Source organism: Streptomyces sp. NPDC001492, assembly GCF_053597275.1.
The window spans coordinates 1-14,175 of record NZ_JBSFHW010000040.1; the positions used below are offsets into that span (position 1 = coordinate 1).

Here is a 14,175-nt window from a genome sequence, read left to right on the forward strand (position 1 = left end):
GGCCGAGGAAGAGGTCGTCCATCCCTTCGCCCGCAAGCACATCGACGGCGGCGCCCGCACCACCTCGTGGCTGGCCACGACCGGATGGCTCTCCTACGCTCTGGCCACCCGTCCCACCCTGCTGACGATGGCGTTCGGCGGCGGCTCAGTGCCAGCTGTGCGGGGCGCGGAAGCCGCCCTCGCGCTCCAGGCGGCGCCAGCCTGCTTTGGCGCGGCCGCGGTGGGTCTGGGTGTCGTCCGACGGGGCGGCCGCGGCGCGGGCCAGGAGGACGGCCGTGATGGCGGCGACCTCCTCGGGCTCGGCGTGGCCCTTCTCGACACGAATGTCAGGGGAGTTCATAGGTCTCAGTCTCCGTGAGAGAGGTTTCCGCGAGGGTGTCGCGGAGGGTCCGCTGGGTTACTGCGGGGGGTTGCCGTGCTTGCGGGACGGCAGATCGGCGTGCTTGGTCTGCAGCATCGCCAGGGAGCGGATGAGGATCTCTCGGGTCTCGGTCGGGTCGATGACGTCGTCGACCAGGCCGCGCTCAGCCGCGTAGTAGGGGTGCATCAGCTCGGACTTGTACTCCTTGACCATGCGGGCCCGCATGGCCTCGGGGTCCTCGGCCTCTGCGATCTGTCGCCGGAAGATGACGTTGGCGGCCCCTTCGGCGCCCATCACGGCGATCTCGTTCGTCGGCCAGGCATAGGTGAGGTCGGCACCGATGGACTGGCTGTCCATGACGATGTAGGCACCTCCGTACGCCTTGCGCAGGATCAGCGAAATCCTCGGCACGGTCGCGTTGCAGTAGGCGTAGAGGAGCTTCGCGCCGTGGCGGATGATTCCGCCGTGCTCCTGGTCGACACCGGGGAGGAACCCCGGGACGTCCAGGAAGGTGACGATCGGGATGTTAAAAGCGTCACACATCTGGACGAAACGCGCAGCTTTTTCCGATGCCTCGATGTCCAGGACGCCGGCGAGGGTCTGCGGCTGGTTGGCGACGATGCCCACCACCTGGCCGTCCAGGCGGCCCAGCGCACAGATGATGTTGCGCGCCCAGCGCTCGTGGACCTCCAGGTACTCGCCGTCGTCGACGATCTCCTCGATCACCTTGGCCATGTCGTACGGCCGGTTGCCGTCCGCCGGGACCAGGTCGAGCAGCACGTCGCTGCGGCGGTCCGCCGCGTCCGTGGACTCCACCCGCGGCGGGTTCTCCCGGTTGTTCTGCGGGAGGAGGGAGAGCAGGTAGCGGACCTCGGCGATGCAGGTCTCTTCGTCGTCGTAGGCGAAGTGGCACACGCCGCTGGTCTCCGCGTGGACGTCCGCGCCGCCCAGGCCGTTCTGGGTGATCTCCTCGCCGGTCACCGCCTTGACCACGTCCGGGCCGGTGATGAACATCTGCGAGGTCTCGCGGACCATGAAGACGAAGTCCGTCAGGGCCGGCGAGTACGCGGCGCCACCGGCGCAGGGGCCGAGCATCACCGAGATCTGCGGGATGACGCCGGAGGCCTTGGTGTTGCGCTGGAAGATGCCGCCGTAGCCGGCGAGCGCCGAGACGCCCTCCTGGATACGGGCGCCGGCGCCGTCGTTCAGGGAGACCAGCGGGGCGCCTGCCGCGATGGCCATGTCCATGATCTTGTGGATCTTGGTGGCGTGGGCCTCGCCCAGCGCGCCGCCGAAGATGCGGAAGTCATGGGCGTAGACGAAGACCGTACGGCCCTCCACCGTGCCCCAGCCGGTGATCACACCGTCCGTGTACGGCTTCTTCGCCTCCAGGCCGAAACCGACCGCGCGGTGCCTGCGCAGCTGCTCGACCTCCTGGAAGGAGCCCGGGTCGAGGAGCAGCTCGATGCGCTCCCGGCCGGTCAGCTTGCCCTTGGCGTGCTGCGCCTCGGTCGCCTTCTCGCTCGGGCCGGCCAGCGCCTGCGCACGGATCCCGTGCAGTTCGGCCACTCGCCCGCGCGCGTCCGTCGGCTCACCCGGCGCCTCATCCAAAACGGTCATGTAGTGACCTTACGAAGCCCACCCAAGAAAGCGAGCCGTCGACTCCGTACAGTCTCCGGCCCGTTTTCCTGGTGCCACTGAACAGAACCCCGGCGGCATGCAGGCCTTCCGACTGCTCAGAGGGCGTCCGGCTTGTAGGGGACCCACAAAGCCGTCAGGTGAGAGCCAGCTCACAGCGATGAGTCGCACATGACACGCCTGGGGTAATCCGGAGCGTCGTTCGGCGGCCGGCGCAGAGGACTTCGACGGTGTCGTCGGCTCGCACCACCCCGCGCACCGGGTGGCTCCAGGTGATCTCGAACGGCTCGCCCGTTCGGGGTGGCTCGCTCACGCAGAGGGTAGCGGTGCGAGCGTGATGGCGTACGAGGACGCTCGCGGCCGCTGAGGCGGTCAGCGGGCCCGCCGTGCCGGGTCCCCAGAAGTTGGCGGCCGTCAGCCCGAGGGAGGGGACGCGGACGGCCTGGCAGGTGCTGTCGTTGGCGAGGAGCGACAGCCAGTGGGGGTCGGCGGCGCGGGAGGCCACGGCTCGGCGGGAGGCCCCGGGCATGAGGACGTAGACGTACGTGGCGTCGGTGGGGTCCGTGCCGTGGTCGAGCCAGAGGGTCTGCCAGCGGCGGGTGGCCCGCCGGGTGGTGCTGGTGGTGTTGATGTCGGACCAGGCGCCGGTGCGGTCCTCACGGAGGGTGTGCAGCCCGCCGCCGGGGACGACCCAGCCGCCGTGACCCTCCAGATGGGCCCAGCCCCTCCCCCGTACGAACTCCTGCGTCCCGCCCTCCCCCAGGTTGCGGTTGTCCACGACGGTCTCGACCGGGACGCCGTCGGAGCAGGTGATGCCCGCGCCGAGGCAGACCACCGCGTCCGTGACGCAGAACCACGACTTGCGGGCCTGGAGCGTCGAGCCGAGGCCCTTGAGGTGCTGGCCGACGGCCGCGTACTCGCCGTCCGTCGTGCCGCCGACCCAGCGAACGTCCGGCTTGGGCGCGCCCCACTCGCCGCCCGCCTTGTCGGGCAGCGGAAGGGTGGAGACGGTGGTGCCCGGGAGGCGGTACCAGTCGACGGTGGGCCAGAACCAGTCCGTGTACTGATCGGACCGACCGCTGCGCCCTTTCGGCCACCAGTAGAGCATTCCGGCGCCCGTGTGCCAGCCGCGCGGGTTCTCGCCGTTGCCGCACTCGTAGTACGCGATGCGGTCGCTGCACATGGCGATGCTCGCCGTGAAGTCCGGGCCGCGGTGGACGGCGCGGTCCATGGCCGGGAAGAGGCGGTGGCCGACGGGTTCGGGGGCGGCCGGGACCGGTGCGCCGGCGACCGCGTGCAGCCGGGCCAGGTCGGCGACGCCGAACTGAGGCGCCGTCAGGATCGGTGTCACGGTGTCCCGTTCGATCCAGCCCTTGAGGTACGAGTGCCAGCGGTCCCGTTCCGCCGCGCTCGCCCCGCCGGCCAGCAGGGCGACCGCCGCGATGATGCCCTGCCCGTGGAAGTGGTCGCTGCGCATGACCTGGCGGTCGTCGCTCTTGAGGTAACCGCGGCTGATCGCACGGCCGTTGACGCCGTCCATCACCAACCCGTCGTGGATCAGGGGCGCATAGGCGTGCTCGACGCTGTCGAGGACGATCTGCCGGTTCGGGTCGGTCACCTCCCACGCGGATCCCGCGAGGAGCGTGAAGAGGCGGCCGAGGCCGTCGAGCATCACCTGTCCGTACGTCCCCGAGTACGCGACCCAGGTGTGCTGCACGAACGAGCCGTCCGCGTACAGCCCGTCCCCCTTCGTGACGTACGGGAAGACCGGGGAGAGGCCGTCGCGGGCGAGGGCCAGCTTGGCGTCCGCGCGGCCCAGGATGCCGCGCAGGGCGACCGAGCGGCACAGGTCGACGCGGTTGGCGCCGGTGGAGGTGCCGGAGTAGTCCGTGAGCATCGTGTCGGGGATGAAGTGGTCGACGGCGGCGCAGGCCGCTTGCCGCCGGGCATCGGTGAGGTCGTCGTACAGGACCGCCGTGATGTCCATCAGCAGGCGGGGGCTGCCGATCTGCCATTCCCACCAGTTGCCGTAGCGGGTGGTGGAGGGGTTGTAGATCGTGGCGGAGAGGTGGTCGAGGCCGCGCAGGACGGCCTCGAGGAGGGCGGGGTCGCCGGTCGAGCCGGTGCCCTGCTGGACGTAGGCCTGGGTCATCGTCCACAGGCGGCCGTAGCTCTGGGTGATGCCGGAGGGCGGGTCGTAGGGGTAGCCGGGCCAGAGGGAGGTGGGGGTGGGGGCCATGGTGGCCCGGGCGGCGCGGGCGAGTGCGCCGGTTTCGGCGAGCCGGGAGGCGTACGGCTCCGCGGTGGGGTCGTAGCCGGCGCCGAGGGCGAGGTCGAGCCAGCGGCGGCGGAGGGCGTCGTAGGGGTCGGGGGCGGCGGCGCGGGCGGGGGGCGCGGCCGTGGCCAGGAGGGCCGCCGCGAGTAAGACAGCTCTGCGGGTGGGTCTCATGGAACCCCTGCGGTGTGTGGTCATGCCATGGGCACCTACCACCTCAGCGTAACCACGCCAACACTTTGCGGATGACGTTGAAACCCGAAGGGAATAGGTCTACGGTCGTTCCCGTTGAGTAGTTCAACGTTCAACATACTCACCCAGGGAGCACCGTCATGACGAACCCCGACCTGACCGCACTGACCGGCGACTACACGATCGACACGGCCCACTCCACCATCGGCTTCACCGTCCGCCACGCCATGGTCACCAACGTCAAGGGCAAGTTCCTCGACTTCACCGGGTCCCTGCACCTGGACGGCGGCGACCCGTCCGCGTCGTCGGCCTCCATCGACGTCAAGATGGACAGCATCGACACGGGGTCGGCCGACCGTGACGGTCACCTGAAGAGCGCGGACTTCTTCAAGATCGACGAGTTCCCGACCATGACCTTCCGCTCGACCTCGGCGGAGGCCCTGGGCGGCGAGGACTACCGCATCACCGGCGATCTCACGATCCTCGGCACCACCAAGCCCCTCACCATCGACCTCGAGTTCAACGGCGCCGCGAAGGACCCCTTCGGCAACGAGCGCGTGGGCTTCGAGGGCAAGGCGGAGATCAAGCGCTCCGAGTGGGGTCTGACGTGGAACGCGGCGCTGGAGACGGGTGGTGTGCTGGTCTCCGACAAGATCAAGCTGAACTTCGACATCTCGGCGATCAAGAACGCCTGATCCGGCGCCTGAACCCGCCCCACTGAGCCTTCACGGCATCTGCACCTGAGCGCGCCCGTCCTTCTGCATCAGAGGGGCGGGCGCTCGGTCATGCCCATGGAACGTCAGACCCAGGGGGACCCATGACCAAGAAGTCAGGACCACAGCACTATCCGGGAGCCGACCGCACCCACTGGTACCAGAAGCGCTGGCCGGGCGACGCCATGGAGGTCAACGTCGTCGTCCTGCACACCACCGAGTGCCGCACGCTGCCCGACTACGACGGCGGCCGGATGGCGCCGAACCTGACGGCGGTGCCGGACCTCACGGGCCGCAAGCTCGGCTGGTTCCAGCACTTCGACATCGACGTCTCCTCGCGCGCCCTGGTCAACCTGCCCGGCGGTGTCGAGACGAACACGCTCAATGTCTGCCAGGTCGAACTGGTCGGCACCTGCGACCCCGCCACCCACCGGACGTGGACGGATGCCGGGAAGGCGCACCTCTACTGGCCCGAGGCCCCGGAGTGGGCGCTGCGCGAGCTCGCCCGGTTCCTCGCCTGGATGCACGAGGAGCACGAGGTGCCGCTGAGCGGGCCCGAGCTGTGGCCGCCGTACCCGAAGTCGTTCGGGAGCCGGGCCGGGCAGCGGATGAGCGGGCGGGAGTGGAACGCGTTCAACGGGGTGTGCGGGCATACGCATGTACCCGAGAACGACCACGGGGATCCCGGGGCGATCGACTTCGACGGGTTGCTCCGGTTCGCGAAGTCGGCACTGGACGACTGAGCCGGCAGCTCAGCCGCCTTCGGGGACTCGGGACGCAGGGGCGGTCGCACTGATTTCTCGTGCGTCCCGTTTCTTCGAACGGTCACCGTCGGCAGATCTGCCGCACCGCGCGGTCGATGCCGGCGAGTTGGGCGGCGGTGGGCACGACGGGGGCCCGGCCCTCGCGGCGGGCGTTGCGCACGGTCACGAACAGCAGGGGCGTTCCCTGCCGCGGCAGGGGCAGCTGGCAGTAGACGTTCAGGCGGGTGTGCAGGATGCGGACCTGACCGGGCAGGAGCGCGGCGCCGGGAACGGGGAGGGTCTGCAGGAAGCCGTCGTAGCCCTGCCTCGTTCCCGTGAGGGTGACGGGAGAGGCGGAGGCGACGCGGAGGGTGATGCCGAGGTCCAGGGTGTAGCGCTGCGGCATCTCCACAGCGGTGATCCGGACGGTGGTGGCGGCGACCGGGTCGGGCGGCGGGCGCGTGGCGACGACGTATCCGAGAAGCACGCCCAGCAGGACCGCGCAGACCATCCCGACGACCGTCACCCGGACCCGGCGCGACAACGCCCGCCATCGCTCACCGAGCAGCGGTCGATCGTCGCCGAAGCCCTCGACGACGTCCTGTTCCTCCCCCTCGGGCGGGGTCACCATTCCCCAAGGGTAGGAGCGCGTGCGGTCGTTGGACATCCGTCGGAGCAGTCTTTGCCGCCGTCGCCCGCCTCCGCGGCACCGGCAGCAGCCACCACGCCGACGCCACCGACAGCGCCGCGCCCACGGCGATCCCTTCGAGGCGGGTAGGCAGCAGGTGCGCGGCGTCCTGGCCGAAGTAGCCGAGGAGGAGGGAGAGGGCGCAGGTCATTCCGGCGGCCCAGTAGGCGTAGTTGAGCGGGCGCAGCCACAGGGCGACCGCGAGGATCGTGAACATCAGCGCCACGGAGGCGTGACCGGTGACGCCGGCCGCGGCCACGCCCGTCGCCAGCAGCGTGCCGACACAGGCCCCGGCGAGGCGCTCGATCCCCTTGCGCAGCACGTCGTTCCGGCCGCGGTTGCCGCTCGCGGCGACGTACGCGGTGAGGACCACCCAGGGCCAGTGGTCGTCGAGGACCAGGCGGCCGAGGGCGAAGGCGCCGGCGATGCCGGCCGCCATCTGGAGGGCCATGCGGGTGCTCGGGCGGGGGTGCAGACGGGAGCGGCGCGGCGGCTGCTCGGGGACCGGCTCGGCGCGCCAGGGGCCGTACCGGTCTCCCAGTCCCTGCACCAGCCAGACCGAGCAGCACGCCAGCGCCCCGACCAGCGCCGACCAGAACCAGGTCACCAGCCCGCTCTGCGCCTCGGGCGGCAGTGCGGGGCCCGGGACGACCAGGAGGGCGATGAGCGGGAGCGTCAGCAGGGTGCCGGCCTTCGTGGCGGCCGGGCCGTAGCGGCGGATCCAGATGGCCAGCGAGATGCCCGCGGTGAAGACGGCGGCCCCGATCACGTAGTGGGCGGCGATCAGCCGGCCGAGGAAGATCGACGCGCCTGCCGTCACGGGCAGCACCACCAGCGCGGTGAGCCGGCGGCGGGTGTCCGCGGTGCGCTGGGTCGAGGACAGGGTGAGCGACAGGGCGACCGCGAGGACGAGCACGTCGGTGTGCAGTCCGGCGGCGCCCTCCAGCACGAGGGCGGCGGCCCAGCAGAGCAGCATCGCGGTCATCGTCAGAGCCGCTTCGTACGCGTTGCGTATTAATTTTGCGGTCACTCACCCGACAGTACAGGCCTTGCTGGCATCCAGATAGTAAGTAATCGCGTACGATCTCTTCCATGGACCATCTCGCCGAAGCCGCCCGCATCCGCCGTGGCGTCATGCGTCTGAACCGTCGGCTGCGGCAGGAGCGCGGCGACGGGAGTCTCAGCGCCAACCAGCTGTTGGTCCTCGGCCACCTGCACCGTCACGGTTCGGCCACCCCCGGCGAGGTCGCGGCGGCCGAGCGGCAGCGGCCGCAGTCGCTGACCCGGGTCTTCGCGGAGCTGGAGGCGGAGGGGCTGATCGTGCGGGAGCCGGGCGCGGTCGACCGGCGGCAGTCCGTGCTGTCGCCGACCGAGGCGGGGCGGCGGGCGCTGGAGCGGGACATGGCCGAGCGGGACGCCTGGCTGTCGCGTGCGCTGGCGTCGCTGAGCCCGACCGAGCGGGGCCTGCTGGAGCTGGCGGGGGCGCTGATGGAGCAGCTGGCGGACGCGGAGGTCTGAACCGCCCTTGCGCAGGGGCCTCAGAAACCTCCGCCGAAGTCCCCGCCGCCCCCGAAGTCCCCTCCCCCGCCGTCGCCGAAGCCGCCCCCGAAGTCACCCGGGTCGAAGTCCGCGCCGGAGGTGTCCCCGCCCTCGTATCCGCCGCCGAAGTCCCCGTAACCCGTTCCGTAGTCGGCCGCGTACGACGGGGTCGCCATCATGCTGCCCAGCAGGGTGCCGACGAGCAGGCCGGGCAGCAGGCCGCCGCCGAAGTAGCCGCCCGCCCAGGGGCCGTAGGCCGGGCCCGCGTCCCAGTACGGGCGGCGGCCCTGATCGGTGTCGACCTCGCGGACGACGGGGTCGCGGCCGTCGGCGAGGCGGGTGGCGTCGGCCGCGCAGACGGGGACCTCGCGCGGGGCACCGCCCGGGGGCGTCCACTCGGCGTCGGCGACGGACGGGCCGTGGCGGGGGTCGAAGAAGCAGGGCGGCCGCCGTTCGGGCAGCGGGCGGCCCTCGCGGCGGGCGGCGAGCAGCGCCAGCGAGAAGCGGCCGTCCTCCAGGGCCTGGGTCACGGCCCGCACGTCCTCGGGTCTACGGGCCTCGGCCATGGCCGACTTCGCCTGCTCGTAGGCGTCCAGTGCCCGTTCGTAGTCGGCACGCATGGCGTCGTCGGCGCCCGCCTCCGCCGGGTGGAAGTCGAGACGGTCCAGTTCCTCGCCGAAGGCCGTGATGTCCTCGTTGACCACGACCCGCAGTCGGTCCAGCGCGGCCCGCTGCTCCTCGGCCCTGCGGCGCCGGTTGCGGCGTACGAGCGTGTAGGCGCCCGCGCCGCCGGCCACCACCACCGCGCCCGCGGTGATCAGCGCGGTGGTCGAGATCCCGCCGCCACCTGAGGAGGGTCCCCAGCCCGACGGGGCGGAGCCGCCCATGTTGGTGAGGGCGCTGTTCGTGAAGTCGGTCAGCTGGGTGTGGGCGTCCTTCTCCCCCTGGACGCTGGTGACCAGGTTCTGCACGGCGGTGCGCGGCAGGACGGAGGAGTCGGCCCTCGCGTCGAAGCGGTCGCCCAGGCGGATCGCGTACAGGCCCGTGATGCCGGTGGCGGTGCGCAGGTTCCGGAAGAGGTTCGCCGTGGGGTAGCCGGCGGGCAGGACCGCCACGAAGAGGGGCTTGTCGGCGTCCTTGATCTGCTTGGCCAGGGCGTCGGCCTCGCCGGACGACAACTGGGCGCTCGCCGCCGGGTCGACGTAGACCGGGCCCTTGCGCAGGGCCTCGGCGATCGTCGAGACGCTCGTGGCGGCGGAGGCCGGCGGGGAGCCCGCCGACAGTACGGTCAGGGCGGCGAGCAGCAGGGCCAGGAGCAGCCCCGGGAGGCTTCGGGTCCGTACGACGGCCTTCATGGTTCGAAGCTACCCGAAGCCTCCCAAAACTGGTCGTCCTCGCCGGTGTCGTCCTCCTCAGGTGGTGGCGCGGTAGGCCGTGATCAGCTTCTCCACGGCCGCTTCGTACCGTCCGGTGAGCGAGAGGTGGTCCGCGTCGGCGAAGGGTTTCGCCACCGCCTGCGTGATGCCCGTGCCCGCCTTCTGCTGGACGATCAGCCGGGCCTTGGTGACGAGCGCGCGGCCGGTCTCGTCCGCGCCCTTCTTCTCGGCGCCGGCGGCTGCCACGGCGAGCGCCTTCAGAGTCGCCGCACCGCCCTCGGGCACCTTGGTCAGGGTCGTCAGACCCCAGCCGTACGGGAACTGCGGGTCGTACGCCGTGTCGCCGACGTTGATCGGCAGCTGGGCCTCGGACTTCGGCCAGGTGACCGGGAGCTGACCGGTGAAGGGGCGTTTGCCGTACAGCACGTCGGCCACCCCGTCGCCCTCCGTGCCCGGCAGCCAGGAGGCGACCAGGCCGTCGATCTCGCCGAGCCGGTCACCGATCAGCTGGGGGCGTCCGGAGACGATCAGCACCGCGCACTTCATGGCCGCGCACACCTTGTCGACGGCGGCCCGGTCGGCGGCGGAGAGCTGCAGATCGTGCCCGTTGCCGACGTCTCCGACGCCCTCGGCGTACGGGGTCTCGCCGACGACGACCACGCCGACGTCATAGCCGGCCGTGGGCGCGGAGGCGTCCTTGGAGTAGGTGACGTCTCCGTCCTTGCGCATCCCGGCGAGGATCGTCGTGCCCTCGGTGTGGGTGCCGGACGCGCCCTGCCAGGTGACGGTCCAGCCGCCGGTCTGGTTGCCGAGGTCGTCGGCGTTCGACCCGGCCACATAGACCTTCTGGTTCTGCTTCAGGGGCAGCACGCCGTTCGCGTTCTTCAGCAGGACCTGCGACTCGGCGGCCGCCTGCCTCGCGACGGCCCGGTGCGCGGCGGAACCGATCGCCGGGGCGCCGCTCGTGTCGGCGTACGGCTTCTCGAAGAGCCCCAGCCGGAACTTCTGCGTGAGGATGCGCGAGACGGCGTCGTCGATCCGCCGCTCGCTGATGCGACCGGCCTTCACCTCGTCGACGAGCTGCGCGGTGAAGTCCTTGTACGAGTACGGCACCATCATCATGTCGACGCCCGCGTCGACGGATGTGCGCACGTGGGAGGAGTAGTCGCCGGGGAGCTGGTCGATGGCGTTCCAGTCGCTGATCACGAAGCCGTCGAAGCCCATCCGGCCCTTGAGCACACCGTTGATCATGTCGGCGCGGGCGTGCATCTTCACCGGGCCCTGTCCGTCGCCGAGGATGTCGAGCGAGGAGTACGACGGCATGACCGTACCGATGCCCCGGTCGACGGCGGTCCGGTACGGAGCCAGGTGGACGGCCTCCAGCTGCTGCCGGGTGACCTTGGTGACGCCCTGGTCGATGGTGTACGTGCCGGTCGTGGACGAGCCGTACTCGGTGCCGCCGTCGCCGACGAAGTGCTTGGCGGTGGCGAGGACCTTGTCGTCGTGCTTCAAGTCCCGTCCGTCCGCCCGCCCTTGGAGGCCCTGGATGATCGTCTCCATGGACTCGACGAGGGCCGGGTCCTCGCCGAAGGACTCGTAGGAGCGCCCCCAGCGTTCGTCGCGGGAGACACAGAGGCAGGGGGCGAAGTCCCAGGGGATGCCGGTGGAGCGGACCTCGGACGCGGTCACCGCGCCTGCCTTCTCCGCCAGGCGGGGATCGCGGGTGGCGCCGAGGCCGATGTTGTGCGGCATGATCGTGGCCCCGACCAGGTTGTTGTGGCCGTGGACGGCGTCGACTCCGTAGATCAGCGGAATCTGGAACCGCGTTGCCTGCGCCCGCAGTTGGAAGCCGTCGATCATCTTCGCCCAGGCCTCGGGGGTGTTGGGCGTGGGCGTGGAGCCGCCGCCGGACAGGAGCGAGCCGAGGTCGTAGGCGGCGACGTCCCCGCCGTTCCCCACGGCTCCGCGCTCGGCCTGGGTCATCTGGCCGGCCTTCTCCGCCAGGGACATACGGGAGACGAGGTCGGCGACGCGCTTCCTGACCGGCAACTTGGCGTCCAGGTACGGCAGTCCGTGGGCGTCGATGACCGCCTGCGGGGTCTCGGCCGGGGGCTTGGCGCCGGTGACCGTGAGCTTGAGCGGGATCGTCTCGGCGGGCTCGGCGGACTTGTCGCGCAGGGTCGGTACGTGGATGGTCCGCGTCGCACCCGAGGCCGTACCGGCGGGGAAGGTGAGGGTTCCGGTGACCGGTGTGTAGTCCTTGCCGGGGTCGGCCGTACCGCCGGTGGTCTCGTACGTGACGGTCACTGGGTCGTCGACGGGGGCGGAGCCGGTGGTGGCGAGGGTGACCTTGACGGTGGCCGTGCCGCCCTCCTTCACCGGGTACACGGCGGCGTCCGTGGTGACGGAGGCACGCAGGGACTGGTCGGCCTTGCCGTACAACTCGACGTCGTCCATGGCGAATCGGCCCTTGACGCCGACCGGGAGGGTGACGGAGTAACCCCACATCTGCGTCAGCCCGAGGACGTGGTCGATGCCGCCGACGGGCTGGTAGTCGGTGCGGTAGACGAAGTCGGTGAAGGGGATCTCGACCTGTTTCCAGCCGGTGAAGTCGTCGGTGAAGGAGGTCGTCCAGAGTTCGGAGGCCTCGCCGTTCGCGCCGCCGTCCTTGATCTCGAAGGCGACCTTCTTGTTGGTGTCCTGGCCGTCCCACCAGAAGCGGATTCCCTTGTGGGCGGACCAGTCGTGGGCGGGTGCGTTGGCGGCGTAGTCGTGGGTGAAGCCGCCGTAGCCGCTGATGTCGTAGGTGCCGGTGAGCACCTTCTCGCCCTCGGGGGCGTCCGGTCTGGCGGTCAGTTGCAGCGTGGGCGGATCGTCGCTGTCGCCGCCCCAGGTGAAGATGCCCTCCGCGGGCTGGGAGGCGAAGGGGACCTCGCCCTCGAAGCGGTCGACGGGCGTGGGAGCCGGATCGTCGACCGCCTGCGCGACGGCGAGGGGTAACAGGGCGGTGAGCAAGGCGGTGGAGACGAGCAGGGCGGCTCTTCGCATGGCGTTCCCTCAACTCTCTTGTCCCACAAATGACTTAGTTCACCTCGTGAGTTAACGAGTGGCGCAGGAAGCCGTCAAGACGGCCGACAGCCCCGGAACTCACACCAGACCACCTTGCCGGGCTCCCGCTGCCGCACGCCCCAGTCGTCGGACAGCGCGGCGACCAGCAGGAGCCCGCGACCGCGCTCCGACTCCGGCGTGACGTCCGGGGTACGGACCTCGCCGGGACCGCTGTCCTGGACCTCGACGCGGAGTACTCCGGCGGTGTCGAGCCCCAGATCCAGCCGGAAACAGCGGCCCGGCGGGACGCCGTGCAGGAGGGCGTTGGTGGCGAGTTCGCTCACGCAGAGCAGTACGTCGTCGCTCCGCCGGGTCAGCGCCCAGTCGGCGAGGGTGATACGGGCGAGATCTCTGGCCACGGCTACTGACCTGCGGTCGCGGGGGTAGAGGGCGGTACGGGCGTGGAGGAGTTGGGGGTGGGTGTTCATGGGGCGACTGTCACAGGGAGTCACTACAGTGGGGCAGTGGGTGAGGTCGTAGTTCTGATTACTACGAGCTCAGTACGAGGCATTCCGGTGCGCACGGGGGAAGAGGTTGGCCATGACGAAGAAGGTCAGTGCGTGGCAGGTGGTTGGTGCACTCGTGGCGCACTTCCGGAGGGAAACCCGCCTGACGCAGGAGCAGTTCGCCGAGATGGCGAGCATTCACGTCGACACGGTCGGGTCGATCGAGCAGGGGAGGCTGGCGCTCCAGCCGGACCGTGCGGAACAGTTCGATGAACTGCTGGAAACCAAGGGGGCGTTGGCGCTGCTGGTGGCGCGGATGCCGGTGCGGGAGAAGGTGGTGCAGTTCGCGCAGGGGTACGTGGATCACGAACAGGAAGCGCTGAGCATCCTCTCGTACCAGAGCCTGATGGTTCACGGACTGCTTCAGACCAGGGAATACTGTCGCGCCGCCTTCGACGCTCGATACCCCTCCCTCGGCAGCGAGACCGCCGAACAATGGGTGAACGCGCGCATGGAACGGCAGTTGGTCTTTGAGCAGGAGCGGCCTCCCGTGTGCCATTTCGTCATGGAGGAGAGCATCCTCAAACGCCAAGTCGGCGGTCCGGAAGTGATGCGGGAGCAGTACCGGCGGATCCTGGAGTACACGAAACCCGTCCACATGAGCTTTCAGATCATGCCCATGGACCGGATGCCCCACGCCGGACTCGCCGGACCCATGACCCTGCTGAAAACCCGCGAGCATGCGGACCTCGTCTACCTGGAGGTACAGCGCGCCAGCTTCCTCGTTGACGACCCGAACGAGGTCAATGACTATCAGCTGAAGTATGGAATGCTGCGGTCACAGGCGCTCTCGCCGGATGAGAGCGTGCGCCTCGTCGAGGGATTGCTAGGAGACCGATGAGCACCGCACTGCAGTGGTTCAAGTCCAGCTACAGCAGCAATGAGGGCGGCGAATGCATCGAGGTCGCCACGCAGCCCACCGCCGTCCACATACGCGACTCCAAGACCACCGGCCCCAACCTCACCGTGTCGCCGCGCACTTGGGCGGCCTTCGTCGGGCTCGCCCGGCAGGAAGGGCACGGCGCCTAGCGGGGGC

Annotated in this window: 13 protein-coding genes; 5 read left to right on the forward strand and 8 right to left on the reverse strand. The window is 70.3% G+C overall.

The window, feature by feature from the left end; all coding sequences use genetic code 11:
• Positions 1-145: 145 nt before the first annotated feature.
• The 3 genes from ACWC1K_RS37565 to ACWC1K_RS37575 form a co-directional block, all read right to left on the reverse strand.
• The gene (locus ACWC1K_RS37565; protein ID WP_450837386.1) at positions 146-340 is read right to left on the reverse strand and encodes an acyl-CoA carboxylase subunit epsilon; all 195 of its coding nucleotides are present in this window, start codon (positions 338-340) and stop codon (positions 146-148) included.
• 57 nt (positions 341-397) lie between these two features.
• Positions 398-1,981 carry an acyl-CoA carboxylase subunit beta gene (locus tag ACWC1K_RS37570; RefSeq protein ID WP_450837387.1) on the reverse strand — a complete coding sequence of 528 codons (1,584 nt, stop codon included), beginning with the start codon at positions 1,979-1,981 and terminating at the stop codon, positions 398-400.
• Between the two features lie 154 nt (positions 1,982-2,135).
• Positions 2,136-4,448, reverse strand: coding sequence for a polysaccharide lyase 8 family protein (locus tag ACWC1K_RS37575; RefSeq protein WP_450837388.1), 2,313 nt, complete (start codon positions 4,446-4,448; stop codon positions 2,136-2,138).
• A 158-nt stretch (positions 4,449-4,606) separates the two neighbouring features.
• Here ACWC1K_RS37575 and ACWC1K_RS37580 point away from each other — a divergent pair, with 158 nt between their 5' ends.
• Entirely contained in the window at positions 4,607-5,161 is a 555-nt protein-coding gene (locus ACWC1K_RS37580) for a YceI family protein (RefSeq protein WP_450837389.1), read from the forward strand.
• 122 nt (positions 5,162-5,283) lie between these two features.
• A complete protein-coding gene (locus tag ACWC1K_RS37585; RefSeq protein ID WP_450837390.1) occupies positions 5,284-5,922 on the forward strand; it encodes a hypothetical protein in 639 nt (212 codons plus the stop codon).
• Positions 5,923-6,004: 82 nt separating this feature from the next.
• On the opposite strand, the gene ACWC1K_RS37590 is transcribed toward ACWC1K_RS37585, so the two are convergent.
• Together ACWC1K_RS37590 and ACWC1K_RS37595 are read right to left on the reverse strand one after the other, a co-directional pair.
• Positions 6,005-6,553 (reverse strand): hypothetical protein, encoded by a 549-nt coding sequence (locus ACWC1K_RS37590; RefSeq protein WP_450837391.1) that lies wholly within the window; start codon positions 6,551-6,553, stop codon positions 6,005-6,007.
• The gene (locus tag ACWC1K_RS37595) at positions 6,480-7,640 is read right to left on the reverse strand and encodes an FUSC family protein (RefSeq protein WP_450837392.1); all 1,161 of its coding nucleotides are present in this window, start codon (positions 7,638-7,640) and stop codon (positions 6,480-6,482) included. Before ACWC1K_RS37595 ends, ACWC1K_RS37590 begins: the two co-directional genes overlap by 74 nt.
• A 62-nt stretch (positions 7,641-7,702) precedes the next feature.
• On the opposite strand from ACWC1K_RS37595, the gene ACWC1K_RS37600 reads away from it, so the two are divergent.
• Complete coding sequence (locus ACWC1K_RS37600) at positions 7,703-8,128, forward strand: MarR family winged helix-turn-helix transcriptional regulator (protein WP_450837393.1); 426 nt, start codon at positions 7,703-7,705, stop codon at positions 8,126-8,128.
• Between the two features lie 20 nt (positions 8,129-8,148).
• Here the strand turns inward: ACWC1K_RS37600 and ACWC1K_RS37605 are convergent, their stop codons facing one another.
• The 3 genes from ACWC1K_RS37605 to ACWC1K_RS37615 all read right to left on the reverse strand — a co-directional run bounded on the left by ACWC1K_RS37605 (position 8,149) and on the right by ACWC1K_RS37615 (position 13,061).
• Positions 8,149-9,504 (reverse strand): hypothetical protein, encoded by a 1,356-nt coding sequence (locus ACWC1K_RS37605; protein ID WP_450837394.1) that lies wholly within the window; start codon positions 9,502-9,504, stop codon positions 8,149-8,151.
• A 57-nt stretch (positions 9,505-9,561) separates the two neighbouring features.
• Complete coding sequence (locus tag ACWC1K_RS37610; protein WP_450837395.1) at positions 9,562-12,573, reverse strand: glycoside hydrolase family 3 protein; 3,012 nt, start codon at positions 12,571-12,573, stop codon at positions 9,562-9,564.
• Positions 12,574-12,647: 74 nt separating this feature from the next.
• Positions 12,648-13,061, reverse strand: coding sequence for an ATP-binding protein (locus tag ACWC1K_RS37615; protein ID WP_450837396.1), 414 nt, complete (start codon positions 13,059-13,061; stop codon positions 12,648-12,650).
• Positions 13,062-13,173: 112 nt separating this feature from the next.
• Between ACWC1K_RS37615 and ACWC1K_RS37620 the strand changes: the two genes are divergently transcribed.
• Both ACWC1K_RS37620 and ACWC1K_RS37625 read left to right on the forward strand, forming a co-directional pair.
• Complete coding sequence (locus tag ACWC1K_RS37620) at positions 13,174-13,980, forward strand: helix-turn-helix domain-containing protein (RefSeq protein ID WP_450837397.1); 807 nt, start codon at positions 13,174-13,176, stop codon at positions 13,978-13,980.
• Complete coding sequence (locus tag ACWC1K_RS37625; RefSeq protein WP_450837398.1) at positions 13,977-14,168, forward strand: DUF397 domain-containing protein; 192 nt, start codon at positions 13,977-13,979, stop codon at positions 14,166-14,168. The genes ACWC1K_RS37620 and ACWC1K_RS37625 overlap by 4 nt, the downstream gene beginning before the upstream one ends.
• Positions 14,169-14,175 lie beyond the last annotated feature (7 nt).

Excerpts from the sequence above, each read along its gene's own strand:
- ACWC1K_RS37565 (WP_450837386.1), bottom strand. The coding sequence starts at position 340 with ATGAACTCCCCTGACATTCGTGTCGAGAAGGGCCACGCCGAGCCCGAG.
- ACWC1K_RS37625 (WP_450837398.1), top strand. The coding sequence starts at position 13,977 with ATGAGCACCGCACTGCAGTGGTTCAAGTCCAGCTACAGCAGCAATGAG.
- ACWC1K_RS37610 (WP_450837395.1), bottom strand. The coding sequence starts at position 12,573 with ATGCGAAGAGCCGCCCTGCTCGTCTCCACCGCCTTGCTCACCGCCCTG.
- ACWC1K_RS37575 (WP_450837388.1), bottom strand. The coding sequence starts at position 4,448 with ATGAGACCCACCCGCAGAGCTGTCTTACTCGCGGCGGCCCTCCTGGCC.
- ACWC1K_RS37620 (WP_450837397.1), top strand. The coding sequence starts at position 13,174 with ATGACGAAGAAGGTCAGTGCGTGGCAGGTGGTTGGTGCACTCGTGGCG.
- ACWC1K_RS37580 (WP_450837389.1), top strand. The coding sequence starts at position 4,607 with ATGACGAACCCCGACCTGACCGCACTGACCGGCGACTACACGATCGAC.
- ACWC1K_RS37615 (WP_450837396.1), bottom strand. The coding sequence starts at position 13,061 with ATGAACACCCACCCCCAACTCCTCCACGCCCGTACCGCCCTCTACCCC.
- ACWC1K_RS37590 (WP_450837391.1), bottom strand. The coding sequence starts at position 6,553 with ATGGTGACCCCGCCCGAGGGGGAGGAACAGGACGTCGTCGAGGGCTTC.
- ACWC1K_RS37570 (WP_450837387.1), bottom strand. The coding sequence starts at position 1,981 with ATGACCGTTTTGGATGAGGCGCCGGGTGAGCCGACGGACGCGCGCGGG.
- ACWC1K_RS37605 (WP_450837394.1), bottom strand. The coding sequence starts at position 9,504 with ATGAAGGCCGTCGTACGGACCCGAAGCCTCCCGGGGCTGCTCCTGGCC.
- ACWC1K_RS37600 (WP_450837393.1), top strand. The coding sequence starts at position 7,703 with ATGGACCATCTCGCCGAAGCCGCCCGCATCCGCCGTGGCGTCATGCGT.
- ACWC1K_RS37585 (WP_450837390.1), top strand. The coding sequence starts at position 5,284 with ATGACCAAGAAGTCAGGACCACAGCACTATCCGGGAGCCGACCGCACC.